The organism is Mesorhizobium sp. M0854 (assembly GCF_040319815.1).
In the GTDB taxonomy this organism is placed as follows: Bacteria; Pseudomonadota; Alphaproteobacteria; order Rhizobiales; family Rhizobiaceae; genus Mesorhizobium.
The window spans coordinates 155455-182349 of record NZ_JAMYOL010000011.1; the positions used below are offsets into that span (position 1 = coordinate 155455).

23 protein-coding genes and 1 other RNA gene are annotated in these 26895 nt (G+C 63.1%); 2 read left to right on the forward strand and 22 right to left on the reverse strand.

Annotated features, from left to right (window positions below; all coding sequences use genetic code 11):
• Positions 1 to 45 precede the first annotated feature (45 nt).
• The 15 genes from ftsA to mraZ all read right to left on the reverse strand — a co-directional run bounded on the left by ftsA (position 46) and on the right by mraZ (position 17230).
• Positions 46 to 1353 carry a cell division protein FtsA gene (gene ftsA / locus NKH99_RS18965; RefSeq protein ID WP_023676759.1) on the reverse strand — a complete coding sequence of 436 codons (1308 nt, stop codon included), beginning with the start codon at positions 1351 to 1353 and terminating at the stop codon, positions 46 to 48.
• Positions 1350 to 2291 carry a cell division protein FtsQ/DivIB gene (locus NKH99_RS18970; protein ID WP_352456163.1) on the reverse strand — a complete coding sequence of 314 codons (942 nt, stop codon included), beginning with the start codon at positions 2289 to 2291 and terminating at the stop codon, positions 1350 to 1352. Before NKH99_RS18970 ends, ftsA begins: the two co-directional genes overlap by 4 nt.
• On the reverse strand, positions 2279 to 3205 hold the full coding sequence (locus NKH99_RS18975; protein WP_353014985.1) for a D-alanine--D-alanine ligase: 927 nt from the start codon (positions 3203 to 3205) through the stop codon (positions 2279 to 2281). The genes NKH99_RS18970 and NKH99_RS18975 overlap by 13 nt, the downstream gene beginning before the upstream one ends.
• 314 nt (positions 3206 to 3519) lie before the next feature.
• Positions 3520 to 4485: a UDP-N-acetylmuramate dehydrogenase gene (gene murB, locus NKH99_RS18980; RefSeq protein ID WP_031211769.1), complete on the reverse strand. Its 966-nt coding sequence runs from the start codon at positions 4483 to 4485 to the stop codon at positions 3520 to 3522.
• Positions 4482 to 5888 carry a UDP-N-acetylmuramate--L-alanine ligase gene (gene murC, locus NKH99_RS18985; RefSeq protein WP_352619500.1) on the reverse strand — a complete coding sequence of 469 codons (1407 nt, stop codon included), beginning with the start codon at positions 5886 to 5888 and terminating at the stop codon, positions 4482 to 4484. The genes murB and murC overlap by 4 nt, the downstream gene beginning before the upstream one ends.
• Positions 5885 to 7012, reverse strand: coding sequence for an undecaprenyldiphospho-muramoylpentapeptide beta-N-acetylglucosaminyltransferase (gene murG, locus NKH99_RS18990; protein ID WP_353014987.1), 1128 nt, complete (start codon positions 7010 to 7012; stop codon positions 5885 to 5887). The genes murC and murG overlap by 4 nt, the downstream gene beginning before the upstream one ends.
• A 1-nt stretch (position 7013) precedes the next feature.
• Positions 7014 to 8165 carry a putative lipid II flippase FtsW gene (gene ftsW / locus NKH99_RS18995; RefSeq protein ID WP_353014989.1) on the reverse strand — a complete coding sequence of 384 codons (1152 nt, stop codon included), beginning with the start codon at positions 8163 to 8165 and terminating at the stop codon, positions 7014 to 7016.
• Complete coding sequence (gene murD / locus NKH99_RS19000; protein WP_352570481.1) at positions 8165 to 9565, reverse strand: UDP-N-acetylmuramoyl-L-alanine--D-glutamate ligase; 1401 nt, start codon at positions 9563 to 9565, stop codon at positions 8165 to 8167. The genes ftsW and murD overlap by 1 nt, the downstream gene beginning before the upstream one ends.
• Positions 9566 to 9573: 8 nt before the next feature.
• On the reverse strand, positions 9574 to 10656 hold the full coding sequence (gene mraY / locus NKH99_RS19005; RefSeq protein ID WP_023676767.1) for a phospho-N-acetylmuramoyl-pentapeptide-transferase: 1083 nt from the start codon (positions 10654 to 10656) through the stop codon (positions 9574 to 9576).
• A gap of 24 nt (positions 10657 to 10680) precedes the next feature.
• A complete protein-coding gene (locus NKH99_RS19010; RefSeq protein ID WP_353014990.1) occupies positions 10681 to 12114 on the reverse strand; it encodes a UDP-N-acetylmuramoylalanyl-D-glutamyl-2,6-diaminopimelate--D-alanyl-D-alanine ligase in 1434 nt (477 codons plus the stop codon).
• Complete coding sequence (locus NKH99_RS19015; protein ID WP_353014992.1) at positions 12111 to 13565, reverse strand: UDP-N-acetylmuramoyl-L-alanyl-D-glutamate--2,6-diaminopimelate ligase; 1455 nt, start codon at positions 13563 to 13565, stop codon at positions 12111 to 12113. The genes NKH99_RS19010 and NKH99_RS19015 overlap by 4 nt, the downstream gene beginning before the upstream one ends.
• Before the next feature lie 54 nt (positions 13566 to 13619).
• Positions 13620 to 15347: a peptidoglycan D,D-transpeptidase FtsI family protein gene (locus NKH99_RS19020; protein ID WP_352524267.1), complete on the reverse strand. Its 1728-nt coding sequence runs from the start codon at positions 15345 to 15347 to the stop codon at positions 13620 to 13622.
• A gap of 14 nt (positions 15348 to 15361) precedes the next feature.
• Positions 15362 to 15739, reverse strand: coding sequence for a cell division protein FtsL (gene ftsL / locus NKH99_RS19025; RefSeq protein WP_023676771.1), 378 nt, complete (start codon positions 15737 to 15739; stop codon positions 15362 to 15364).
• 4 nt (positions 15740 to 15743) lie between these two features.
• Positions 15744 to 16775, reverse strand: a complete 1032-nt coding sequence (gene rsmH, locus NKH99_RS19030; RefSeq protein ID WP_352767741.1) for a 16S rRNA (cytosine(1402)-N(4))-methyltransferase RsmH — start codon at positions 16773 to 16775, stop codon at positions 15744 to 15746.
• Entirely contained in the window at positions 16772 to 17230 is a 459-nt protein-coding gene (mraZ, locus tag NKH99_RS19035; protein WP_254818997.1) for a division/cell wall cluster transcriptional repressor MraZ, read from the reverse strand. Before mraZ ends, rsmH begins: the two co-directional genes overlap by 4 nt.
• Before the next feature lie 405 nt (positions 17231 to 17635).
• On the opposite strand from mraZ, the gene NKH99_RS19040 reads away from it, so the two are divergent.
• Positions 17636 to 18751 (forward strand): cystathionine gamma-lyase, encoded by a 1116-nt coding sequence (locus tag NKH99_RS19040; protein WP_353014994.1) that lies wholly within the window; start codon positions 17636 to 17638, stop codon positions 18749 to 18751.
• 8 nt (positions 18752 to 18759) lie between these two features.
• On the opposite strand, the gene NKH99_RS19045 is transcribed toward NKH99_RS19040, so the two are convergent.
• The 7 genes from NKH99_RS19045 to NKH99_RS19075 form a co-directional block, all read right to left on the reverse strand.
• Positions 18760 to 19053 (reverse strand): type II toxin-antitoxin system RelE/ParE family toxin, encoded by a 294-nt coding sequence (locus NKH99_RS19045; RefSeq protein ID WP_352501067.1) that lies wholly within the window; start codon positions 19051 to 19053, stop codon positions 18760 to 18762.
• Positions 19050 to 19331 (reverse strand): type II toxin-antitoxin system ParD family antitoxin, encoded by a 282-nt coding sequence (locus NKH99_RS19050; RefSeq protein WP_352767738.1) that lies wholly within the window; start codon positions 19329 to 19331, stop codon positions 19050 to 19052. Before NKH99_RS19050 ends, NKH99_RS19045 begins: the two co-directional genes overlap by 4 nt.
• Positions 19332 to 19483: 152 nt before the next feature.
• An RNA gene (rnpB, locus tag NKH99_RS19055) (RNase P RNA component class A) lies at positions 19484 to 19882 on the reverse strand.
• Between the two features lie 59 nt (positions 19883 to 19941).
• Positions 19942 to 20691 carry a lytic transglycosylase domain-containing protein gene (locus NKH99_RS19060; RefSeq protein ID WP_352471549.1) on the reverse strand — a complete coding sequence of 250 codons (750 nt, stop codon included), beginning with the start codon at positions 20689 to 20691 and terminating at the stop codon, positions 19942 to 19944.
• A gap of 184 nt (positions 20692 to 20875) precedes the next feature.
• Complete coding sequence (locus NKH99_RS19065; RefSeq protein ID WP_352767736.1) at positions 20876 to 21643, reverse strand: N-acetylmuramoyl-L-alanine amidase; 768 nt, start codon at positions 21641 to 21643, stop codon at positions 20876 to 20878.
• Positions 21640 to 22359, reverse strand: coding sequence for a TerB family tellurite resistance protein (locus NKH99_RS19070; RefSeq protein ID WP_352471547.1), 720 nt, complete (start codon positions 22357 to 22359; stop codon positions 21640 to 21642). Before NKH99_RS19070 ends, NKH99_RS19065 begins: the two co-directional genes overlap by 4 nt.
• A gap of 197 nt (positions 22360 to 22556) precedes the next feature.
• Positions 22557 to 22763: a hypothetical protein gene (locus NKH99_RS19075; protein WP_352778751.1), complete on the reverse strand. Its 207-nt coding sequence runs from the start codon at positions 22761 to 22763 to the stop codon at positions 22557 to 22559.
• Positions 22764 to 22945: 182 nt separating this feature from the next.
• Here NKH99_RS19075 and NKH99_RS19080 point away from each other — a divergent pair, with 182 nt between their 5' ends.
• Complete coding sequence (locus NKH99_RS19080; protein WP_353014996.1) at positions 22946 to 26866, forward strand: hydantoinase B/oxoprolinase family protein; 3921 nt, start codon at positions 22946 to 22948, stop codon at positions 26864 to 26866.
• Positions 26867 to 26895: the final 29 nt, after the last annotated feature.

Here is a 26895-nt window from a genome sequence, read left to right on the forward strand (position 1 = left end):
GCCGCTTCGCCGCCGCGGCCGCCTATGGGGCTGTCCCCGTCAAAATTAAAAACTGTCTCTCAACCACTGACTCATTCGATGCAGTTTTCCGCCTGTTCCGGTCATCCGAAGACCGGAAATTCCCTTCGCCGGCCGGCTCTCGAAGCTCGCCATCTGTGGATAGATCAGAAGTCCGACCGGGGTCGAGAAAGCCGGCCCCTTGGCCGCCTCGGGCAAGCCTGCCACGCCAAGCGGGCGTCCGATGCGCACATTGCGGCCGAGAATGCGGCGTGCAGCTTCTGGCAGGCCGGCAAGCTGGCTGGCACCGCCGGTCAGCACCACGCGCTTGCCGACGGCGTTGCCGTAGCCGGATTTGTTCAGCCGGTCGCGCAACAATTCCAGCGTCTCGTCGATGCGGGCGCGGATGATGCGCGTCATCACCGAGCGCGGTATCTGCAACGGCACCTCGCCGTCCTCGCCGATCGGATGGATGGAAACCAGGTCGCGGTCGTCGGCACTGCCAGGCAGCGCCGAGCCATGCATCACTTTCAGCCTTTCGGCGGCATCGAGCGAGGTCGACAGGCCCTTGGCCATATCCAGCGTGACGTGGTTGCCGCCGATCGCGATGGCATCGCCATGGACGAACTTGCCTTCCGAAAACACCGAGATCGTCGTCGTGCCGCCGCCCATGTCGATGCAGGCCGCGCCCATTTCGAGCTCGTCGTCGACGAGCGCAGCAAGCCCACTGGCATAGGGCGTCGCCACCATGCGTTCAACCGACAGATGCGAGCGGTTGATGCAGAGCTCCAGATTGCGCAAGGGCGCTGCGTCGCCTGTCAGCACGTGCATGTCGACCCCAAGCTGGTCGCCAACCATGCCGCGCGGATCGCGCACACCGCGCTCGGCATCCAGCGAAAAGGCTACGGGAAGCGAATGGATCACCTCGCGCTCGGCCCGCAACGCCTGCTTGGCGCCGGCGGCAAGCACGCGCTTGATGTCGGCCTCGTCGGCCTCATGGCCGCCGAGATTGATGGTGGCCGAAAAAGCCTCGCTCTTCAGCCGGCCGGCAGTCATGTTGACGATCAGCGAATCGACCGTCAGTCCCGCCATGCGTTCGGCGGCGTCGACGGCAAGACGGATGGCGTGCTCGGCACGGTCGAGATCGATGACGACGCCCGATTTCACGCCTTGCGATTTCTGGTGGCCGATGCCGATCACCTGGACGCGATGCGAGCGTCCGCGCAGCAGCTTGCCATCGTCGCGCGGCTTGAGTTTGGCCACCACGCAGCAGACCTTGCTGGAGCCGACATCCAGCACCGTCAGGATGCCGGACCGGCGCGACGAGGCATCGCTATTGCCGCCAAGCCAGCTCATATCTTCGTCTCCGGCTTGCGCTTCAGCATCTTGGGCTTTTCGTCGAGCGCGGCTTGGCGCTGTGTCGCCGCTTCCGGCGTCAACTGGACGACCAGACGATCGGAAAGGCGCATGTCGACGGCGGCGATGTCGCGCGTCAAAAGCCCGTTCTCGTGATCCATCCTGACCAGGTCGGCAATCGCCTGATCCTCACCGTCTTCGGGAAGCTTGATCGTGATGCCGTTTTCAAGCTTGAGATCCCAGCGCCGTTCGCCGATGCGGATATAGCCCTTGATCCGCGCGGCGAGCTCCGGATAATTCTTGATCTTGGCCAGGAAATCCGGCGCCTTGGCCGGTGCGCCGGTGCCGATGATCAGCGGTAGCAATATCTGCTTGCCGCCGGAGAACGGCGCAATGACGGTGCCGGATTTCTCGATGACCGAAAGCGCGCTGCCTTGCTGCCACAACGCGAACGGCTCGCGCTCCTCGACGCGCACTTCCAGCGTATGCGGGTAGACCTTGCGCACTGCCGCGGCTTCGACCCAGGGTAGCGTGGTGATGCGTTCGCGCGCGGCTTCGGCATCGAAGCCGATCAGCGAGGTCCAGCCGTCGAGTTCCAGCCTGTCGAGAATATCGATCTCGGACGTTTCGCGGTTGCCGACGACCTTGACCTGGTCGACCGCAAAGCCGGTGCGGGCGGTGACACTCTGGACGATGGCGTCGGAATATCCGCCGAGATAGGCGCCATAGGCACTGCTCGAAACAAGCAGTGCCGCCGACAGCATGGCAGCGCAATAGGGCGGCGCTTCGAAGTCGCCTTCGCCGAGGCGCGCCAGCACGCGCACCGGCCGGCGGAGCAGGCGCGGCAGCACGAAATGGTCGAACGACAACGGCATGCCGAACAGCGCCGGCCCGGCCGCGCCCTTCCCCTTGCCCTGTCCCCACTTCAACGCAGACACGAAGCGTCCTCCACCATCCAACTCAACAAATCGCCGAACGAGTGTCCCGCTTGCGCGGCGATTTCCGGCACCAAAGACGTCGGCGTCATGCCCGGCTGGGTGTTGACCTCGAGCCAGACAATTTCGCCGTTTTCGGAGTGACGATCGTCATAACGGAAGTCCGACCGGGAAACGCCCCGACAGCCGATAGCTTGGTGAGCCTTGAGCGCCAGTGTCTGTATTTTTTGGTAAATATTCGGTGAAAGTTTTGCCGGGCATTCGTGTTTTGATCCGCCCGCGACGTATTTTGAATCATAGTCGTAGAAGGAATGGCCGGTCGGGATGATCTCGCAGACACCGAGCGCCACATCGCCCATCACCGCGCAGGTCAATTCCCGCCCGTGCACATAACGCTCGACCATGACCGTATCGCCATATTTCCACTCGGACGAGCCGATGATCTGCGGCGGATGCGACTGGCCTTCATGGACGATGACGACACCGAAGCTCGACCCTTCGTTGACCGGCTTGACGACATAGGGCGGCTTCATCGGGTGCTTGTTCTGAATGGCGAAGCGATTGGCTACCTTCGATTCCGCCACCGGAATGCCTCCCGCCTTGGCGACCTTCTTGGCCTGTTCCTTGTTCATCGCGAGCGCCGAGGCAAGCACGCCGGAATGGGTGTACGGAATGGCGAGGTACTCGAGGATGCCCTGGATGGTGCCGTCCTCGCCGAAAGGGCCGTGCAGCGCATTGAAGACGACGTCAGGCTTGAGCGCGCTGAGCACCGAGCCGATGTCGCGCGAGACGTCGACGCGGGTGACTTGGTAGCCCTCTCCCTCGAGCGCATCGGCGCAGGCCTTACCCGACGACAGGGACACGGGCCGCTCGGACGAGAATCCCCCCAGAAGAACGGCCACATGCTTGCTTGTCATTCCCCGTCATTTCCTCTCACAGCAGGCCTGCACCATCGTGCATGCCCCGAAAAGCATCGCGCGCACTCAAATGCGCCCGAGCAACTTCGCTCCCGTGTTTCCGCAACATTGAGTCCGAGTCTCCCGGCAGGTTGCCCCCCAGACGGAAACGCGAGTAACGCGTCGAAACGACTCAAATCAGGAAACGCTTCAGGGCAGAGAATCAGAGAGTTGATTCGCTGGCAAGTGCTTACGATTCCGATGGATTCACTTTCCGCAAAAACGGCAGCAAAATGTGAATTCATGAGTCCGAAAGGCAACGGCGGTCAGCTTGCCTAAAGCAACTGCCCGAGAAATTCCTGGACGGCATGGCCCGGCCGAAAATTACCGATGCGCTTGATCTCCCACTGCAGCCGGATGCCTGATCTTTCGAGCACGCGCGCACGCACCGTCTCACCGAGATATTCAAGCTCGTAGCCCGTGGCCGTTCCGGTGTTGATCATGAAGTTGCAATGCATCGGCGACATCTGCGCCCCGCCGACCATCAGGCCGCGGCAGCCGGCCTTGTCGATCTCCTTCCAGGCGGAGGTGCCCTCAGGATTCTTGAAGGTAGAGCCACCGGTCTTTTCGCGGATCGGCTGCACGGTCTCGCGATGGTTCTGGACAGCATCCATCGCGGCCTTGATCGCCGCCTTGTCCTCAGGAATGCCTTCGAGCAGCGCCGACGTGAAGATCAGCCCGGACGGCGCCGCTGAATGGCGATAGGCATAGCCCATATCGGCATTGCTCAGCGTATGAACATTGCCCTTGCGGTCGAGTGCCCGTACCTCGACCACGCGCTCGCGCGTCTCGACGCCATTGGCGCCGGCGTTCATCCTCAGCGCTCCGCCAATGGCGCCGGGAATGCCGTGGTAGAAATGAAAGCCACCGATGCCGGCCTCGTAGGCAACGGCCGCAAGGCGCTTGTCGGGTGTCGCGGCACCCGCCTTGATCGTGGTCGGCGCAATCACTTCGGTCTCGCCAAAGCCTTTGGCCGAAAGCCGGATGACAAAGCCCGCAATGCCGCCGTCACGGACAAGCAAGTTCGAGCCGACGCCGACGATGGTCAGCGGAATTTCCTCCGGCACCGCCTTCAGGAACGTGGCAAGATCGTCCTCGTCGGCCGGCTGGAACAATGCGTCCGCCAGCCCGCCGGCTCGAAACCAGGTGATCTTGTCCATCTCGGCATTGGGCGTGATGCGGCCGCGCAGTCCGGCAAGCCGGTCGCCAAGCTTCTCGATCAACGCCTGGCCGCGCATCATGAGATGGTCCCGCCGAGTTCCTTGGGCAGCGCATAGGCCCATTGGGTGATGTTGCCGGCGCCGAGGAAGACGACGAAATCGCCCGGCTTCGCCACCTCGCGCACGATCGGCGCAATCGCCGCCGGACCTTCGATGTAGCGTGCGTCGCGATGGCCGCCGGAGCGGATGCGCGACACCAGTGCGTCGGACGTGACGCCGTCGATCGGTTCCTCGCCGGCTGCATAGACGGGCGCCACCATTACCGTATCGGCGTCGTTGAAGCAGACGGAAAACTCGTCGAACAGATCGCGCAGCCGGGTGAAGCGATGCGGTTGGGTAACGGCGATGATGCGACCCTTGGTGGCGCTGCGCGCAGCCTTCAGTACCGCCGTGATCTCGACCGGATGATGACCGTAATCGTCGAACACATCGACACCGTTCCACGAACCGGTATGGGTGAAGCGCCGCTTGACGCCGGCGAAAGACGACAGGCCCTTCTTGATTGCCTCAGCCGAAAGGCCGAGCTCATGCGCGACGGCAATCGCCGCCGTCGCATTGGAGACATTGTGGCGCCCGGGCATGGGCAGCCGCAGGCCTGATATCGTTATCTGGCCGTGCGTCTTGCGGTCGCGGATCACCACGTCGAATTCCGAGGTCGGGCCGTCCATGCGGTGATTGGTGAAGCGCACGTCGGCCTGCGCATTTTCGCCATAGGTGATGACGCGCCGGTCCTCGATGCGGGCGACCAGCGCCTGCACCTCGGGATGGTCGGTGCACATCACACCAAAGCCGTAGAACGGCACATTCTCGACGAACTGACGAAACGCTTCGCGCACTTTGTCGAAGGAGCCGTAATGGTCGAGGTGCTCGGGGTCGATATTGGTGACGACGGCAATCTCGGCCGGCAGCTTGAGGAAGGTGCCGTCGCTCTCGTCGGCCTCGACCACCATCCATTCGCCGTCTCCCATGCGGGCATTGGTGCCATAGGCATTGATGATGCCGCCATTGATTACCGTCGGGTCGAGCCCGCCGGCTTCGAGTAGCGTCGCCACCATCGAAGTCGTCGTCGTCTTGCCATGCGTGCCGCCGATCGCCACCGCTTGGCGGAAACGCATCAGCTCTGCCAGCATCTCCGCGCGGCGGACAATGGGAAGCAATTTTTCCCGCGCGGCCTTCAGTTCCGGATTGGATTTCTTGATTGCGGTGGAGACGACGACCACTTCGGCCTCGCCTAGGTTCTCGGCCTGATGGCCGACGAAGCATTCGATGCCCTTGTCGCGCAGCCGCTGCACATTGGCGCTTTCGGCCTGGTCGGACCCTTGTACCTTGTAGCCGAGATTGTGCAGCACCTCGGCGATGCCGCTCATGCCGATGCCGCCAATGCCGATGAAATGCACGAGGCCGATCGTCTGCGGCATCTTCATGCGTGCGTCTCCTTCCTGAATTCCGAAACGGTTTTCCTGGACGCAATAGCCTCTGTCAGATCGGCGAGCAACCGCGCGGCATCCGGTTTTCCGGACGATTTCGCCGCCGCGGCCATTGTCGCCGCCTTGCCTGGATCATCCATCAGCCCACCGACAAGCACGGCGATCCGCTCCGCCGAAAGCGTGGATTGCGGATGCACCTCGGCGCCGCCCGCTGCCGCAAGGGCCGCCGCATTCGCCGCCTGGTCGTTGTCGAGCGCGTGCGGATAAGGCACCAGCAGCGCCGGCCGGCCGATCACCGCGATTTCCGATACGGTCGATGCGCCGGAGCGCGACATCACCAGATGCGCCGCCGCCAGCCGCGCCGCCATGTCGGTGAAGAAGGGCGACACCTCGGCCTCGATGTCAAGCGTGGCATAGGCCGCTTTCACCCGCGGCACATCGTCGGCGCGCGCCTGCTGGGTGATCGCCAGCCGCCTGCGCTGTGCATCGGAAAGCCGGGCGATCGCCGCCGGCACCGCATCGGAAAAGAACTGCGCGCCTTGGCTGCCGCCAAACACCAGAAATCGGAACGGCTCTTCACCGGCCGATGCGGCATAAGGCGTCTTCGCCGCTTCCAGCACTTGCGGCCTGACCGGATTGCCGGTGGTCACCGTCTTGACGCCTGTAGCACTTGTGTCTTCCGGTAGGAAACCACCGGCAATAGCGTCGACGCGGCCGGCGAGCGCCCGGTTGGCGCGGCCCATCACCGCGTTCTGCTCGTGGATCAGCGTCGGCACCTTGCGCCGGGTCGCCGCGTAAAGCGGCGGCAGCGTCGGATAGCCGCCGAAGCCGACTACGATGGCGGGCTTGACGCTGGCGATGACGGCCGATGCCTGCCGCACCCCGCGCCAGATTTTCCAAAATGCGGCGAGCACGGCAAAAGGATTTTTCGACCCCATCGTCGCCGACTGGATCGGATGGATGGCGGCCGCCGGGAACTGCCCGGCAAAGCGCTCGGCGCGTTCGTCCGTCGCCAGGTGCACCGCCCAGCCGCGCCCGGTCAGTTCGTGCGCCAGTGCCTCGGCCGGGAACAGATGTCCGCCCGTTCCGCCCGCCGCCAGAAGGATGACCCCCTTGGCCATCTCACTCCGCCGGCATCGCACGCGGCGACGGCATGAAGCCCAGCTGCTTGCGCTTTTCCGGGCGCTTGCGCGTCAGCGCCAGCACCATGCCCATCGAGATGGCGATCGCGATCTGCGAGGAACCGCCGTAGGAAATGAACGGCAGCGTCATGCCCTTGGCGGGCATCAGCTGCAGATTGACGGCCATGTTGATGACCGACTGCAGGCCGAAGACCGTGACCAGGCCGCTAACCGCATAGCGTGTGAAATCGTCCTGCTCCTTGAGTGCCGCGTTGAGGCCGCGCAGCACGATGAACCCGAAGATGGACATGATGAAGAAGCACATGATCAGCCCGAATTCCTCGCCGGCGACCGAGAAGACGAAGTCGGCGTGGCTGTCGGGGATGACCCGCTTGACGGTACCCTCGCCCGGCCCGACGCCGAACCAGCCGCCATTGATCAGCGCCTCGCGGCCCATGTCGACCTGGAACGTGTCGCCCTCGCCGGTCATGAAGCGGTCGATACGGCCGGCAACGTGCGGGAACACTGCATAGGCGGCGAACACGCCGCCGACGCCTGCAGCACCCAGCGCGACGATCCACAGCCACGGCAATCCGGCCATGAAGAACATCACTCCCCAGGTGCCGAGCACCAGCATGGTCTGCCCAAGGTCAGGCTGCGCCACCAGCAGCGAGATGACCAGTGCAAGCAGCAACATGGCGAACAAATTGCCCGGAATGTCGGGCTGGCGCTTGTGCTCGGCGAACAACCAGGCGCAGATGATGACGAAGGCCGGTTTCAGGAACTCGGACGGCTGGATCGACAGGCCGGCTAGCGACACCCAGCGCCGCGCGCCCTTCACCTCGACGCCGATATAGAGCACCGCCACCATCAGAAACAGCATGATGCACAACATGACCAGCGCCATGCGCCGGATCTGCCTGGATTCAAGGAACGAGACGGCCAGCATTACCCCAAGCGCCGGAATGGTGAAGATAATCTGGCGTGTCGCGAAGTGGAAACTGTCTAGCCCGATGCGCTCGGCCACCGCCGGGCTTGCGGCGAAGGACAAAACGATGCCGAGCCCCATCAGCGACAGGAACGCCGCCAGGAACCAGCGATCGATTGTCCACCACCAGGTCGCCACAGGGCTTTTGTCGAGACGGCTTTGCATTATCGTGTCCCTCCGATGGGCTTCACGCCATCAATGGCGGTTGCGGCTTGCCTGAACGCCTCGCCGCGGACTTCGAAATTCTTGAACTGGTCGAAACTGGCGCAGGCCGGCGACAGCAACACCACTGCCTCGCCGCTACTATCCCTGGCCGCATCGCGGGCGGCGTGTTCGACTGCCGCCGCCAACGTGCCTGATATCTCATAGGGCACCGCTTCGCCCAGCGTCGCCGAAAAGGCCGGTGCGGCTTCGCCGATCAGATAGGCCTTGGCGATGCGCGGGAAGAAGCCGCGTAACGGCTCGATGCCGCCCTCTTTCGGCAGGCCGCCGGCAATCCAGTAGATACGCGCAAAGCTCGACAGCGCCGGTGCAGCGGCATCGGCATTGGTCGCCTTGGAATCGTTGACGAACAGCACATGCCCTTTGCGGCCGACCTGCTCCATGCGGTGCGCCAGCCCAGGGAAACTCTCCAATCCGGATTGGATCTCGCCGAGCTCGAGCCCGACCTTGAGGCAGGCGGCGGCGGCGGCCAGCGCGTTCTGCGCATTGTGCTGGCCGCGCAACGAGCCGATGCCTTCGAGGAAGGCGACACGGCTGTAGCGGCCGTGCACGGCTTCCATTAAGTTGGTGCCGTCAGCGAAATAACCGTCGGTCAGCGGCAGGCGCTTGGAGATGCGGATGACCTGCCGGCCGGCCCGCTCCAGCCGATCGGCGATCTGGGCGCACCAGGAATCGTCGACACCGATGATTGCCGTCTCGCTGCCGGCCACCAGCCGCTCCTTGATCGAGGCGTAGTGTTGCATCGTGCCATGGCGGTCGAGATGGTCCGGCGTCAGGTTGAGCAGCACACCGGCCGTCGGATTGATCGAAGGGGCAAGATCGATCTGGTAGGAAGAGCACTCAACCACATAGTGCCGTTCAGGCTGCGGCGGATCGAGCGTCATCACCGCGCGGCCGATATTGCCGCCCATCTGCGTGTCGCGCCCAGCCGATTTTAGGATGTGCGCCGTCAGTGCCGTGGTCGTCGACTTGCCGTTGGTGCCGGTAATGGCAATGAAAGGTGCTGCCGGTGCCAGCAGCATCCGCTCGCGGCAGAAAAGCTCGATGTCGCCGATGATCTCCACGCCTGAGCCCCGCGCCAGCTCGACGGTCCAGTGCGGCTTGGGATGCGTAAGCGGCACGCCGGGCGACAGCACGAAGGCGGAAAACCTCGCCCAGTCCGCACCGCGCAGGTCCGCTGTCGTGATGCCGACCGCGCCGGCCTTGGCGACGCTGTCGGGATTGTCGTCCCAGGCCAGCACATCCGCGCCGCCCTCGATCAGCGCGCGCGCCGTGGCAATCCCCGAGCCACCGAGCCCGAAGAGCGAAACGCGCTTGCCTGAAAAGGATGCGGCGGGGATCAAGCGGCCTCCTATCTGAGCTTCAGGGTCGACAGGCCGACCAGCGCCAGGATGACGGCGATGATCCAGAAGCGGATCACCACCTGGCTTTCGGTCCAGCCGAGCTTTTCGAAATGATGGTGGATCGGCGCCATCAGGAAGACGCGCTTGCCGGTCATCTTGAAGTAGCCGACCTGGATGATGACCGAGAATATCTCGACGACGAACAGGCCGCCGACGATGACCAGCACGATCTCGTGCTTGGTCGCCACCGCAACCGTGCCGATCAGCCCACCCAGCGCCAGCGAGCCGGTGTCGCCCATGAAGATCGCCGCCGGCGGCGCATTGAACCAGAGGAAGCCAAGCCCGGCGCCGATCACCGCTCCAAGGACCACCGCAAGTTCACCGGTGCCGGGCACGAAATGGATCTGCAGATATTCGGCGAACACCGCGTTGCCGGAGAGATAGGCGATGACGCCGAAGGATGCGGCGGCGATCATGATCGGCACGATCGCCAGCCCGTCGAGACCGTCGGTCAGGTTCACCGCATTGCCGGCGCCGACGATGACGAAGCACGAGAACGGGATGAAGAACCAGCCGAGATTGACGAGAAACTCCTTGGCGAAAGGGAATGTCAACGATGACGAGAACGGCGCCTGGCCGTTATGCATGATCACCCAGGCGGCGATGCCGGCGATGACGAATTCGAGCCCCAGCCGCGCCTTGCCGGAAAAGCCGAGATGCGATTGCTTGGTTACTTTGAGATAATCGTCGTAAAAGCCGATCGAGCCGAATCCCAGCGTCACCAGCAGGACCACCCAGACGTAGATGCTCGACAGGTTCGCCCACAGCAGCGACGAACCGACGATGCCGGACAGGATCATCAGTCCGCCCATTGTCGGCGTTCCCGCCTTCTTGAAATGCGTCTGCGGCCCGTCGGCACGGATCGGCTGGCCCTTGCCTTGCCGCAGCCGCAGCGAATTGATGATGGTCGGTCCGAAAATGAACACGATCAGTGCCGCTGTGATCAGCGCTCCGCCGGTGCGGAAGGTTATGTAGCGGAAGACGTTGAAGACCGAGATCTTGTCCGCAAATTCAACGAGCAGTGTTAGCATGCGCTTTCGTCCCCCGGACCGATCCTAGGTCTGTCTGCTGGTTGTGGCTTCCGCCGGAAACTTGCCGAGCAACGCCTCGACCAGCTTTGAAAAGCCTATGCCCTTCGACGATTTGATCATGACCACGTCGCCGGGCTTCAATTCCGATAGAAGAATCGGTTTCAGATCTTCCGCACCGGCGCGGTATTCCGTCTTGATCTCGCCGGGCAAAACGTCGGCCAGCGCCCGCATTTCCGGACCGCCGAGAAAGACCGTGCGCGTGTCGGTGCCGACGATCAGACCGGCAAGCGCGGCATGCAATTTCGCCGAATGGCTGCCGAGCTCGAGCATATCACCGAGCACGGCAATGCGCCTGCCCTCGCCCGACACCGGCGTTGTGTTGAGCAGTGCCATTGCAGCGCTCATCGACGCCGGATTGGCGTTGTAGCTCTCGTCGATCAGCGTGATCGGCCCGTTGGGGTGACGCAACACATAGCGCTTGCCGCGTCCGCGTTCGGGCGAAAGATCGGCCAGCGCCTGCGCAACTCTGGTGACGTCGGCGCCGACCAGATGCGCGGCACCAAGCACCGCGAGCACGTTCTGCACCATATGGCGGCCCGGCGCGCCGATCCTGGCGACAATCTCGTGCCCGCCAATCTTGGCGGTGATGACCGAGTGATCGGCATTGAGCTCGCATTTGATCAGTTTGAAGGTCGCCCGGGCATTCTCGCCGAACCCGTAGACATGCTCGACGCCGGCCTCTTTGGCCATCTTCTCCAGCAGCTTCCAGCGCGCATCGTCGCGGTTGAGAAGGGCGGCGCCACCGGGCTCCAATCCCTCGAAAACCTCTGCCTTGGCCTTGGCGATCTCGTCCAGGTTGCGGAAGAAGCCGAGGTGAGCCGCCGCGATCAACGTGACGATGGCGACATGCGGCCGGACCATCTTGACCAGAGGCCGGATCTCGTCGGGATGGTTCATGCCGATCTCGAAGACGGCATAGTCGCAATCCTGTGGCATGCGCGCCAGCGTCAGCGGCACGCCCCAGTGATTGTTGAACGACTGGGCCGATGCATGCACCGTACCGACCGCGGAGAGAGCGTGGCGTAGCGCTTCCTTGGTGGTGGTCTTGCCCGCCGACCCGGTCACGGCAATCACCCTGGCCTTTGATCGTGCGCGCGCGGCAACGCCGAGCTTTTCCAGAGCGACAAGCACGTCCTCGACGACGATCATCGGTGCCGTCAGCCGCCCCAGCGACGGCAGCTTGCCCTCGGCGACGACAAGCACGCCGGCGCCCGCCTTGATGGCGGCGGTGACGAAATCATGGCCGTCCATCGCCTCGCCCTTGATGGCGAAGAAAGCGTCTCCCGGCTGCAGGCTGCGGCTGTCGATGGAAATGCCGGCGATGCCTTCAGGCATCGGACCGAGCGGCCGGCCATCCATGGCGGCAACCAGCGCCTCGGAGGTCCACAGATAGCTCACGCCGCTTGCTCCCTGAGCACCGAGCGAACTTCCTCATGATCGGAAAAATGCAGCGTCTCGGTGCCGATGGTCTGGCCTTCCTCATGACCCTTGCCGGCCACGATCAGCGTGTCGCCGGCATGTAGCATCCCGACCGCCTCGTGAATGGCCTTGCGCCGGTCGCCGATCTCGATCGCGCCAGGTGCCGCCGCGAGGATTGCGGCGCGGATCGTCTCGGGGACTTCCGAGCGGGGATTGTCGTCGGTGACGATGACGATGTCGGCCAGCCTTGTGGCGATTTCGCCCATGATCGGCCGTTTGCCCCGGTCGCGGTCGCCGCCGCAGCCGAATACGACGATGACGCGGCCGGTGGTAAAGGGGCGTACCGAAGCCAGCACGTTTTCCAGCGCATCCGGCTTGTGCGCGTAGTCGACATAGACCGGTGCGCCGTTAGCGGCCGTCCCGACAAGGTCGAGCCGTCCCGGCGCGCCCTTCAATTTCTCCAGCGCCATCAATGCCTTGGCAACAGATGTTCCAGTCGAAATGGCGAGGCCGGCCGACACCAGCGCATTTGCAATCTGGAAGTCGCCGGCCAGCGGCAAGTCGACTTCATGGAGAACGCCGTCCGCTTCGACCTCGGCGCGCTGGCGGTGGCGCTCGTGCTCAACCCGCTTCAGCCGCAGGAAATCGCCGTGGCGGCCGACCGTCAGCACATTCAGTCCCCCTGCCCGCGCCGCCTTGATCGTCGGCTCCGACCACGGGTCGTCGGCAAAGATGACCGCCGGCGCGCCCTTCGGCAGCAGCGCGTCGAACAGACGCAATTTGGCGCGATGATAGTCCTCGACCGTCGGATGATAGTCCATATGGTCGCGGCCGAGATTGGTGAAGCCGCCGGCCGCAAGCTTGACGCCGTCGAGCCGGCGCTGGTCGAGGCCATGGCTGGACGCTTCCATCGAGGCGTGGGTGACGCCGGCCTCCGCCAGCTCCTTGAGCAGCCTGTGCAGTGCCACCGGATCCGGCGTGGTCAGCGAGCCATATTCGTTGCGGCCCGGCGCCACCACGCCGGTCGTGCCGATCGAGGCGGCGGCGAAACCCGCCTGCTCCCATATCTGCCGGGTGAATGCGGCGACCGAGGTCTTGCCGCTGGTTCCGGTCACCGCGACCATGGTTTGCGGTTGCATGCCGAAAAAACGTGCAGCACTCAGCGCCAGTGCAAGGCGCGGATCGTCTACGACAAGAACCGGGACTGGCAGCCCGGCGACGGCACTGCCCTTGCCGACCACGATTGCTGCAGCGCCTCGGCTCGCGGCATCGGCTGCGTAGGCTGCGCCATCCGCCTTGGAGCCGGTGAGCGCGAAAAAGACGACGCCCCGTGTTACCTGGCGGGAATCCGACGAAATCCCTGTAACCTCCATGTCGAAGGAAGCTGTCCCCTCGACAGGCAGGATACCGGCTAGATTTTTCAGCTTCATCGAACCCCGTTCATCGCAACAAAATAGCGCGCAGTTGCCGGCGCGCCCCAAGAATCACTGATAGGAAACCAGCGTTGCACCATTTTCATGGCTGAAATCTGGCTTCACGCCAAGCATGGAAGCCGCACGTCGGATGATGTTTGCAGCCATGATGCCCGCGTTCGAGGCGGCCGTTGCACCCATGCCGGGCTTTTCCGGCTTCGGTTCGTCGGCGATCGTAAGCACTATGTATTGCGGATCGTCCATCGGGAAAGCCGCAACGAAGGCGTTGAAATTCTTTTCCTTCGAGTAACGGCCGTTGACAACCTTCTCCGCCGTTCCCGTCTTGCCGCCCACCCGGTATCCTGGCACCCGTGCATTGCGGCCGGATCCCTTTTCGGCATTGAGTGCATAGAGATAGCGCATGCCCTCGACCGTCTTGTCGCTGACCACTTTCTTGGCCACCGCCATCGCCTGCTCCTGCGTGCGCGGCAGGAAGGTCGGGTCCATCAGATAGCCGCCATTCATCAGCGCGGCGCAGCCGACCGCTGTCTGCAGCGGCGTCGTCGACACACCGTGGCCGAAGGCGATCGTGATCGAATTGACCTGCTTCCAGACCTTGGGCTCGGTCGGCCGAGCCACTTCCGGCAGTTCGGTCTGCATCTTCTCGAGGATTCCCAGGCGATGCAGGAATTCGCGGTGTCCGTCGATGCCAACCGCTTCGGCTTCCTTGGCAGAGCCGATATTGGAGGAGTAGATGAACACTTCCGGCACCGACAGTACCCGGCCCTTGCCATGGAAATCATGGATGGTTTGATGGCCGATCCTGATCGGGCGCGACGCGTCGAAACGGCTTTGCAGCGTTATCTTGCCGGAATCGAGCGCCATGGCGGTGGTGAAGCTCTTGAAGGTCGACCCCATTTCATAGAGGCCGGCCGACATACGGTTGAGCCTGTCCTTGTCCTGCGCGTTATAGGGGTTGTTCGGATCGAAATCCGGAACCGACGCCATCGCCAGCACCTCGCCGGTCTTGACGTTGAGCACGACGGCGCCCGCCGCGATCGCGTGGTACTTTTCCATGCCGGTGGCGACCTCATCGCGCACGATATGCTGGACGCGCAGGTCGATCGAGAGCTGCACCGGCTTCAAATCCTTGGCCACCGCCAGACCCGACGCCTGAAGGTCGCTCAAGCCTTGTTCGTCGATGTATTTCTCCATGCCGGAGATGCCCTGATTGTCGATGTTGGTGAGGCCGACAATGTAGGACGAGGTTTCACCGGCCGGATAGAACCGGCGCTTTTCGGTGCGAAAGCCGAATCCGGGGATGCCGAGTTGCATGATGTCGGCCTGCTGCTTCGGCGTCAGTTGCCGCTGCAGCCAGACGAACCCGGCGCCGCTCTTCAGCTTGTTGTATGTCTGCTCGTAGTCGATCTCGGGAAGCACCGTCGACAGCTTTTCGATCGCCTCGTCGGCATCGACGATGCGGCGCGGTTCGGCAAACAGCGACGCGGTCTTGATGTCGGTCGCCAGCACTTCGCCGTTACGGTCGACGATGTCGGGTCGCGATGCCGTCACCCGGCTCTGCGGGCCGCCCGACAGGTCGGGATTCTGGAAACCCAGATAGACCAGCCGCCCGGCAATGGTCGAATAGATGCCGAAGAACACTGCCATCGTCATGACGATGCGGGTCCTGCCCTTGCCACCGGTCGCCTTGCGGGCACCTTCGACCACGATTGATCCGCCTGCACCGGGCTTCGAACCGCGCTTCAGCAGCCTGCCAATCTTTGGAAATCTGGCAGCCATTGGAAATCCGGTGATCATTGGACGATGCCTCCGGTCACCACGGGATCCTTGCCGCCGATATCGGCCATGCCGCCCAGCCGCTGCGATGAAAGGTCCTCGATGTTGACGGGTTTCGCCGGCAGATCGTCCAGCCCGACGATCTGCCGCGCATTGACCGGCTCGAGTCCGAGTTGCGATTTGTAGATTTCGGTGAGCTTCTGCAGGCGCGACGGCTGGGTGAGCAGGCTCCAGTCCGCCTTGAGCAGGTCGATCGTGTCCTCCTCATAACGGATCTGCGCCTGGATCTTGTGCACTGCCGCCAGTTGCTCCTCGGCCTCGCGCTTGGTCTTGTAGGTCAGGGCAGCCGCTGAAACCATGACGGCGATCAGGACTATGTCGCTGGTACGAAACACGTGCTCACCTCTCTCCCGGTCGATCGGCGCCGGGAAGCTTTGGGCCAGGCAGTTTTGGCAGGCCGAAAATCGAAAAATCGCCGGCGCGCGCCGGCGCCTCTGTACGGATCGCAGCGCGCAGCCTTGCCGAGCGCGCCCGCGGATTTGCCGTTATCTCGGCATCGCCAGGCGTTACGCCGCCGCCCTTCTTGGTGAAGGTGGCGGTGCGCGCCTGCGCCTCGGGCAGGTGCCGCGATCCGGTCGCTGAATCGGCTCTGTCGGCGATGAAGCGCTTGACGATGCGGTCCTCCAGGGAATGGAAGGTCACCACGACAAGCCGCCCGCCCGGTTTCAGCACGCGCTCTGCGGCAAACAGTGCCTTGGCCAGTTCACCGAGTTCGTCATTGACGAAGATGCGCAGCGCCTGGAAAACGCGGGTGGCCGGATGGATCTTGTCCTTTGGCGCGCGACCGATATGCGTCTCGATGGCATCGGCAAGATCGAGCGTGCGCTCGAAGCGGCGTTTTTCGCGACGGCTCTCGATCATGCGGGCGATGCGCCCGGCATGGCGTTCCTCGCCGAGAAAACCGAAGATGCGGGCAAGATCGCCCACCTTGAAGGTGTTGACGACGTCGGCGGCGCTCAGGCCCGCCTGCGCCATGCGCATGTCGAGCGGCCCATCGGCCCGGAACGAAAAGCCGCGCTCCGGCTGGTCGATCTGCATGGAGGAGATGCCGATGTCGAGCACGACGCCATCGGCACTTTCAACCTGTTCGTCGAGCGTCGAGAACGGTGCCTGGACAAGCCTGAGCTTGCCGCCGGACTGCTGTTCAAGGGCCCGCCCCGCCGCGATCGCATCCGGATCGCGGTCGATGGCGACGACCGAGGCTCCGCTTGCCAGAATGGCCTTCGTGTAGCCGCCGGCACCGAACGTGCCGTCGACGATCACCTCGCCTTTTGTCGGCGCCAGCGCCTCCAGAACTTCGGCAAGGAGGACCGGAATGTGACGGGCTGGTCCGCCAGCGGCATGAACTTCATCGCCGTCGCCCGCCATCATTCCGGCCGCTCCCCGGGCTTCGTCCCCTGCCGAAGTTGCAAAAGCCGGGCGCGTGCTTCCGTCCCATAGGCGCTGAGCCGTCCCGGCTCCCAGATCTGAAAGAAATTGCCGCGGCCAACGAAGGCCACTTCCGCTGAAATGCCGGTATGCTCGCGAATGAAATCGCTCATCGTGATACGGCCGTCCTGGTCGAGCTTCAGAAACGTTCCATCGCCATGGCAGAAGAACGACATGTCGTCCGCCGTCTGCAGGAACGGGTCTTCCTGGGCGATACGCTGCTCGTAGCGATCGAGCAGGTCGAGCCCACCGACATCCATCGCCGGGCGATCCAGGCAGCGTAGCGCATAAAGTTCCGAATAGCCGCGTTTCTGCACAACGGCACGGAAATGCGCCGGCACGGACACCCGTCCCTTCGCATCGATCCTGTTCACCGCGTTCGACAGAAACCGGTCCATTACGCGTTACGGCCGCTTGCGCCGCCGCACCCCTCTGCATCTTCCTGTCCGCGCCGCCCCAGCCCGGTCGGCGTCCAAAACCCACTTCGTTATAACGGGCGAACGCAGGCAAACGCGCAGCCGCCGCGGCTGCCCGATTGGCGTACGCTTCACCCTGACACGAAACGAAGGCTTGAGTATCGGAATGGGATATCATGGGGTGTTATGGGCGTCAACGGGAACAGTCTTCAAAACGCGCCTGCCACGACTGGGGAGAGCAGCTTTGACGGCACTCCCGTCTTTATCGTCTATTAAGCCTAACGAAGCGTTTAGAGCCGTGTGGCCCAACCGGAGCCGGCTTGCTGCGGATCGCTGCCGCGCATAGCCTCGGCATGTCCTTTTCCGGTCAGTAACGAGGTTGAAACCATGTCCGAAACAGCCAAGTCACGCGCCGCGGCACTTCCCCATCTGCGCCGCGGCGGGCTGGCCAAGGGCGACCCGATCCCCTTGCCCCTGACCATGGCCGCCATCTTTCATGCGCCCGGCGACGCCACCGGCTATGATCAATATGGCCGCTTCAGCAATCCAACCTGGGATGCGGTCGAGCACATGCTGGCGCATCTGGAAGACGCCCCATGCGTCGCCTTTCCCTCGGGGATGGCTGCCATCTCGGCGGTATTTTTCGGCCTGCTCAAAGCCGGCGACCGTATCCTGCTGCCGTCCGACGGCTATCACACGACGAGAGCGCTGGCAGAGCGCTTCCTCAAGTCCTTCGACGTCACTTACGATGTCCGGCCGACGTCGAGCTTCCTCGACGGCGGCTTCGACGGATACCGGCTTGCCTTCGTCGAAACGCCCGCCAACCCGGGACTGGATATATGCGACATCGCAGCCGTCGCCGAAGCCGTGCACAAAGCGGGTGCGGGGCTTGTGGTCGACAACACGACGATGACGCCTTTCGGCCAGCGCCCGCTCGATCTCGGCGCAGACATCGTCATTGCCGCCGACACCAAGGCACCAAACGGCCATTCCGATGTGCTGTTCGGCCATGTCGCCAGCCGCGACGCGGACATTATCTCGAGGGTGACCGACTGGCGCGAGACGTCGGGCGCCATCCCCGGGCCGTTCGAGGCATGGCTGGTGCATCGCGGCCTCGAAACGCTGGACGTGCGCTTCGACCGCATGTGCGCTTCCGCCGAAATGATAGCGCGACGGCTGAAAAACCATCGCGCGATCAGCGGCTTGCGCTTTCCGGGACTGGAGAGCGATCCATCGCACAATCTTGCCCGCGCCCAGATGGAGCGCTTCGGCTTTCTCATCTCGTTCGTGCTCGCCTCGGAGGACAAGGCCGAGGATTTCATCAACAATTGCGCCTTGATGCAGGCTGCGACATCGTTCGGCGGCGTGCACACTTCGGCGGAACGGCGATCAAAAAGGGGAGATGCCGTTCCGCCCGGCTTCGTTCGCCTGTCGGTCGGCTGCGAGCCGGTGGAAGAGCTTTGGCAGGCGATCGAGGCGTCGCTAGACGCAATCGGTGGCTGAATCGGCAATCACGAATTCAGATCGTCGGCATCAATCTTGCGCCGGCCGTGCAGCACGCGAACGATTTCGATCGCCTCTTCACTGACGCGGTACAGGGTGAGGTATTCGCCGACGATCAGGTGACGGATTCCGGTTGCGATGTCTTCGCGCGGCGCACCTGAGAAGGGGTGCAGGGTCAGCAAATCCCACCGCCTTTGCAAGAGATCCACGAGCCGAACCGCCGCATTTGGATTCTGTTCGGCAATGTAGTCGCCGATGGCTTCGAGGTCGATCAATGCCTGAGGAAGCAGGCGGTATTTCACTCCTCAAGGCCTTTGGTTCCGGCCATTTTCAGATATTTGGCGCGCAGCCGTTCCATGATTGGCGGCCCGTCCAGCCCCGGCCCGCTGTCGATCCCTTCCTGCACCAGCTTGCGCAATTCCTCGACCGTGTAGCCGAGCAGGTCGCGCCGGTCCTTCCATTGCCGCAGCGCGTCGCGGATCACCTCGCTCGCCGAGGCATATTCGCCGGCGGCGACCGCGTCGTCGACCGCCGCCGCCAATTCCGGCGACAGCGTGATGCTGCGTTTATCGACTCCCATGACGCGTTCCTCAGTACCGCCATCCAAATGGTACGATTAAATCGCACCATTTTCAAGAAACGCCGCGCTCGATTGCGGGCGAAAATTGAATCAACGGCTGCGCCCGAAGACGCAACCTGCTGATATCAGGAGATTTCCTTTTATCGGGGAAAACTGCCAGCTGGCCTGTAAGCCGGGTTCTGTATGGCCCTCGCCCCTTACGCGGCGAGAACGTGGCGGCCATTCATCTTGGGCGCATGTTGCCATACGCCTCACGCAACCTACCCGGACGGTGAGCCGGAAACAGCCCTCGAGGGTTTCCCCTCGCACCGCCCCTATTCGGTCTTGCTCCCGGTGGGGTTTACCGTGCCGCTCCTGTTGCCAGTCGCGCGGTGGGCTCTTACCCCACCCTTTCACCCTTGCCACGATTGGATCGTGGCGGTTTGCTTTCTGTGGCACTTTCCCTGGGGTCGCCCCCGCCGGCCATTAACCGGCACCGTGTCTCCATGGAGCCCGGACTTTCCTCACCCGCAGCCTTTCGGCTTCGCGGGTGCGGCCGCCCGGCCAGCTGGCAAGGCGTATAAAGGGGTTCAGGCCCGAAAACGCAAACGAAAAAGCAAGTTGTCGCTTGTCAGGCGGGCGCTCCAAGTGCAGCCAGCTGGACCTTGACCTTGCCGCAATAGGCTGCGGACACCGGGTTCATCCGTGTGGCGGCATGGCCGGCATTGTATTTCAGGATCGTGCCGCAGGTCGTGCCGCCGCCGAGATCCCGCGCCATGGCGAGGTACTTCATGCCGTATTTGATGTTGGTATCTGGATCATAGAGGCCCTGAACCGAACCGCTATAGCCCATCATCCGCGCCGTCGCCGGCTTGATCTGCATCAGGCCGATCTCGCCGGCGCTGCCGACCTGGTTCGGTTGGTAGTTGCTTTCGATCTTGATGACGGCGTTGGCGAGCGACACCGGGACGCCATAGCTGGCGGCATAACGCGCAATGATCGCCGAATACTGTCCGCTGGCGCCGACTACCACCGCCTGAGGCGCTGGCCTGCTCTTCGGAGCGACTGACGCCGTTGCCATGTGGTCGATGCTTTTGCGGTTACGCTTCACATAGTGTTTTGAGATTGTCTTTCTTGCAGCGGTTGGCTTTTTCGCAGGGGCCGGCTTTTTCGTCCTTACCGCAGTTGCTTGTTCCACTTTTGCGGTGGCGGTCTTCTCTACTTTTGCACCACGGGTGGCTTTCGGCACGGCGGTTTTGCCGGCTGCGGCACTGAAGCCCTGATCGGCCCGCTGGCTCAGCGGTGCGCTGTTTGCCGCACTGAAGGCAAAAGTCATTACGCCGGCAGCAATGGCTGCCGTTAAAACGGTCAATTTCTGCATGTGATCCTGTTCTGTTTGATCTGCACAAAGAACTTCGCGCAGATACCCTCAATCAACATCGGAACATTTGGGGGGATAGACGTCCGACAATCTGTACGGATCGCCTTTGACGACGGAATTGGCGCCAAAGAAGGCGACGCAAGTCACTTTGAGTAACAGATTGTAATTTTTAAGCTGCAAAAGATTATTTGAGAGAGGCTATCCTTACGGAAGCGAGCAGCCTTTCCAGCGTGCGGATCGTCGATCCATCAGCCATGCCATCGACCAGGCGCTGCCGGAAATGCCGCTGAAATGCCTCTACCACGATTTCGGTCTGCCGATCGAAGGCGCCGGTGATCTCGACGCCATAACCATAGAGCGCCAGCATCGACTGCAGCGCCTCTACCTCGGCGCCGGTATCGCCTGGCTTCAGCACGGCGCCGCGCCGGATCGGTGCTGCCGGCACAACATGGCCGATACCGACGGCAAACAAGGCCTTCCATGGAAATTTCTCGCCTGGATCGACCTTGCGCCCCGGTGCCACGTCGGAATGGGCAAGCACCCGCTGCGCCGGAATGGAATGGCGCTCGATGATGCCGGCGCACAGGCCGATCACCGCACCGATCTGCGGTTTTGCAAAGTTGCGATAGCCGAGCGTATGCCCCGGATTGACGATCTCGATGCCGATCGAACAGGAGTTGATGTCGCTCTGTTCGAACCACGAGCTCTTGCCGGCATGCCAGGCGCGGTCGCTTTCCCTTACCATCTGAACAATGCGGCCGTCCTCATGGACCAGGTAGTGCGACGAGACCTCGCTTGCCGGATCGCACAACCATGCCTCGGCACCGGCGCCGGTAGCCATGCCGGTGTAGTGCAGCACGATCATATCGGGTCCGAGCGTCCCGCGCCGTGGTCCGAAATTCGGCGATACCCTGACCTCGGCGCTCGGCTCATCGGGCGGAAAGCCGCTCATGCGTGCCGCAGGCCTCGCTCGATCATTTCATAGGCCGCGTTGATCGCCGCCAGCCTGGTCGTCGCGATCTTGATGAATTCCTGCGGCAGGCCGCGTGCGATCAGCCGGTCCGGATGATTGTCGGAGACCAGCTTGCGGTAGCGCCTGCGGACCTCCTCGAACGGCTTCCCGCGCTCGATGCCGAGCACAACATAGGGATCGGCGGCACCCAGATCGACATGCCGGGCCAGGATGCTCTGGTAATGCGCCTCATCGATGCGGAATATCTCGGCGATGCGATGCAGGAATTCGCCCTCGCGCTCATGCACCAGCCCGTCGGCCTTGGCGATGTGGAACAGCCCGTCGAGTATATCCTCGAGCATCAGGCAGTTCGAATGGCCCGAACCGCAAAGCTGCGCCATCCGCTCGGCATAGGTCTCGAAACCGGCAATGTCGCGTTTGGCCAAATCGTAGAGCCGCGCCACATTGCGCCTCTGTTCCTTCGGCACCTCGAATATTTCCTGGAAGGCGCGCACCTCGTCTTGCGTGACGATGCCGTCTGCCTTGGCCATCTTGGCCGACAGGGCGATCATCGCCACCGAGAAGGCGACGCGCCGGCGCAGATCGGCATCGCCGGAGAAAACCGTGCGCACGGCCTCGACCACTTCGGCGACGCCTGACGACGCTGAAGATGAAACGCGTGTGACGAAGTCGCCAAGGCGGTCCCAAATCGACATGGGGGCTTCATAGGACCAACCACCCATCGCTATCAAGCCAAGACAGTGCCGCAGGGGCTGGCCCAATCGATTTGACGCAATGCCTGAGGCGGCTGGCGCCAGCGCTCACGTCGTCGCACTCGGCCGCCAGGCGCTGGTATCGTAAGCAGCAGAAAGGCCGGCCTGTGAGGCCAGCCTTTCCTTGGTTGTCACATTGACTACTGAGCCGGAGCAGCCGGCGCAGGCGCCGGAGCCGGAGCCGGCTCGGCAGGCTTGTTGGCGTCAGGAGCAGCCGGCTTCATCGTCTGGTCGGATGCCGGCGGGTTGGTGCTCTGCGTCGTGGTGTTGTCGGTGCCGCTGTTGCTGCAGGCGGCAAGGCCAAGCAACGCAAGCGCCGACACCGACGCAAGAATGAGTTTGTTCATGGTATCTCTCCTCTAATCACGCCTCCGTTACCGGCGGCGGTCGAGGACACAATGCGTAAGCTGCGCATGAGTTTCGTAACGTTGCATTTCTGCCTGTAACATATTCCAATCATTTGACGATTGCCGGTCAGGGCCTCGCAAGCTAACAGATCGAACAGGGAAAAATCCCGGGAGCCGCCGCAGTGACTGCAAAATGGGATTTCTGGATCGACCGTGGCGGCACCTTCACCGACGTAATCGGCCGTGACCCGGAAGGCGCGCTGCACCCGCGCAAGCTGCTGTCCGAGAATCCCGAAGCCTATGCCGATGCTGCCATCCATGGCATTCGCGAGCTGCTCGGCGTCCAACCCGGCGCTCCAATCCCCTCCGCTCTGATCGGCGATGTCAAGATGGGCACCACGGTTGCCACCAATGCGCTTCTCGAGCGCAAGGGCGACCGTGTGCTGCTGCTCATCACCAAAGGCTTCCGCGATGCGCTGAGGATTGCCTATCAGGCCAGGCCCGATATCTTTGCCAAGCAGATCATCCTTCCCGAACAGCTCTATGAGCGTGTCGTCGAGATCGACGAAAGGGTTCGCGCCGACGGCAGTGTCGAGCGCCTGCTCGACATTGCTTCCGTACGCCCGGCTATTGAGCAAGCCAAGGCGGACGGCATCGATGCGGTCGCGATCGTCTTCATGCATGCCTGGAAACATCCCGATCACGAAAAGGCAGTTGCGAAGGTCTGCAGAAAACTCGGATTTTCGCAGGTCTCGGTCAGTCACGAGGTCTCGCCGCTGATCAAGCTGGTCGGCCGCGGCGACACCACCGTGGTCGACGCCTATCTGTCGCCGATCCTGGCTAGGTATGTGCAAAGGGTTGCCGGTGAGCTGGGCGTGGCTCCAATCTCCCCCCTCGTCGTGGGGGAGATGTCGGCGAAGCCGACAGAGGGGGGCGCTGTCCCGCCAGCATCTCAGCATCTTAGTGACGCCAATCATGACACAAAGCACCCTACGGCGCCCCCCTCTGCCCTGCCGGGCATCTCCCCCACAGGGGGGGAGATCGGCCAATCTCCTCGCCTCATGTTCATGATGTCGTCGGGCGGCCTCACCGCCGCCGACATGTTCCAGGGCAAGGACGCGCTGTTGTCCGGCCCGGCCGGCGGTGTCGTCGGCATGGTTGAGACCGCAAAACTCGCCGGTTTCGGCAAAGTCATAGGCTTCGACATGGGCGGCACCTCCACCGATGTCGCCCATTACGATGGTGACTACGAGCGCGCCTTCGACACCGAGGTCGCCGGCGTGCGTATCCGCGCGCCGATGATGCGCATCCACACCGTTGCTGCAGGCGGCGGCTCGATCCTCCATTACGAGGCCGGCCGCTTTCGCGCCGGGCCGGATTCGGCCGGCGCCAATCCCGGCCCGGCCGCCTATAGGCGCGGCGGCCCGTTGGCCGTCACTGACGCCAATGTCATGCTGGGCAAGCTGCAGCCCGAGTTCTTCCCGGCTATTTTTGGACCGGGCCAGGACGAACCGCTCGACGTCCAGACTGTTCGCGAAAAATTCACCGCACTTGCCGCCGAGATCGGCGACGGCCGCTCGCCGGAAACCGTCGCCGAAGGGTTCATCACCATCGCCGTCGAAAACATGGCCAACGCCATCAAGAAGATTTCGGTGCAGCGCGGCTACGATGTCACCGAATACCTCCTGAACTGCTTCGGCGGTGCCGGCGGCCAGCACGCTTGCCTGGTCGCCGATGCGCTCGGCATGGAGGCGGTGCTGATCCATCCCTTCTCAGGCCTGCTCTCGGCATACGGCATCGGCCTATCCTCTGTATTTGCGTCACGCCAGCAGGCGCTGCTGAAGCCGCTGGCGGACAATTCCGGGCCGGCGATCGATGAACTCATCGCAACGCTGCGCAAAGCCGTCATCGACGAACTCGCCGCGCAAGGCATCAGCCAAGACGCGGTCGCCTCGAGACCGGTGCTGCAGATCCGCTACGACGGCACCGATACCGCGCTGCCTGTGAACTTCGGGCACGGCTCGATTGCGCAGGCCAAGGCGGACTTCGAACTGGCGCACAAGGCGCAGTTCGGCTTTGTCTACGACGACAAGCCGATGATCGTCGAATCGATCGGCGTCGAAGGTACCGATACCGGCGGCACCGGCCGCGACGAACAAAGCCTTCCTGGCGTTCGCCACTCCAGACCAGCGCAGAAACGGGTGCGCCTCTACTCTGAAGGTCAATGGCGCACCGCTGGGGTTTATTTCCGTGAATATGAGAACGGCATCCCTGATCTCGACCCCGGCTGCCAGATCGCCGGCCCCGCTTTGATCATCGAGCCGAACCAGACCATTGTCGTCGAGCCGGGCTGGCAGGCCGAGATCACCGCCAAGGACCACGTATTGATGCGGCGCGTCGAGAAGAAGCGCCGACACGCCGCACTCGGCACCGAAGCCGATCCGGTGATGCTGGAGGTTTTCAACAACCTGTTCATGTCGATCGCCGAACAGATGGGCGTGACGCTGCAAAACACCGCCTATTCCGTCAACATCAAGGAGCGGCTCGACTTCTCCTGTGCCGTTTTCGACCGGGATGGCGCGCTGGTCGCCAATGCACCGCATATGCCGGTGCATCTCGGCTCGATGGACCGCTCGGTGGAGACCATCATCCGGCTCAATTCCGGCGACATTCACCCCGGCGACGTCTTTGCGCTGAATGCGCCTTACAATGGCGGCACCCATCTGCCTGATATCACAGTGGTGACACCGGTGTTTTCCCTCCCCCTTGAGGGGAGGGTGGCCGCGAAGCGGCCGGGTGGGGTCCTCGCAGAAGGCACCACAAGTGCGTCGAGCACTGCCGCAACGACCCCCTCCGGCGGCTTCGCCGCCACCTCCCCCTCGAGGGGGGAGGAGATCCTCTTCTACGTCGCCTCGCGTGGCCATCATGCCGACATCGGCGGCACCGCGCCCGGCTCGATGACGCCGCTTGCCACAACCGTCGACGAGGAAGGCGTGCTGTTCGATAATTTCCGCATCGTCGATCGCGGCCGGTTCCGCGAGAAGGACCTGGAGACGCTACTCACCAACCACCCCTACCCGGCGCGCAATCCGCACCAGAACATCTCCGACCTCAAGGCGCAGATCGCCGCGAACGAAAAGGGCGTCGCCGAGCTGCGCAAGATGGTCGCGCATTTCGGCCTCGATGTGGTCGAAGCCTATATGGGCCATGTCCAGGACAATGCCGCCGAAAGCGTGCGCCGCGTTCTGGAGCGGCTGCCCGACAGTTCCGAATACGAATATCCGACCGACACCGGCCAAATGATCAAGGTGAAGATATCGGTCGACCGGCGGAAGCGCGAAGCGACGGTCGACTTCACCGGAACGTCGCCGGTGATGAAGAACAATTTCAATGCGCCAGAGCCAGTCGCCCGAGCCGCTGTGCTTTATGCCTTCCGCGTCATGGTCGAAGACAACATTCCGATGAATGCCGGATGTCTGCGGCCGATCAACATCATCATTCCCGACGGCTCGATGCTGAAGCCCGCCTATCCCGCGGCAGTCGTCGCCGGTAATGTCGAGACCTCGCAGCACGTCACCAACGCGCTGTTCGGCGCCATGGGCGCGATGGCCAATGCGCAAGGCACGATGAACAATCTCACCTTCGGCAACAAGCAGTACCAGTATTACGAGACGATCTGCTCGGGCTCGCCGGCTGGCCGGATGAACGACGGCCGCGGTTTTGCCGGCACCTCCGGCGTCCACACCCATATGACCAATTCGCGCCTGACCGATCCGGAAGTGCTGGAACTGCGTTTCCCGGTATTGCTCGAGGATTTTCATATCCGCGAAGGCTCCGGCGGCGAAGGCAAATGGAATGCCGGCGACGGCACCAGGCGCACTATCCGCTTCCTCGAAAAAATGGAATGCGCGATCCTGTCCTCGCATCGCAACCGCCCGCCGCGGGGACTGGACGGAGGCGGCGATGGCGAGGCCGGTTCGACCAAGGTCCGCCGCAAGACCGGCGCGATCGAGACGCTGAAAGCCTGCGATCAGACCATCCTCGACGCCGGCGAGGCGGTCATCGTGACGACGCCGACCCCAGGTGGATTTGGCAAGGCCTGAACTCGCGTCAACAGGCTGTCACTGGCCTG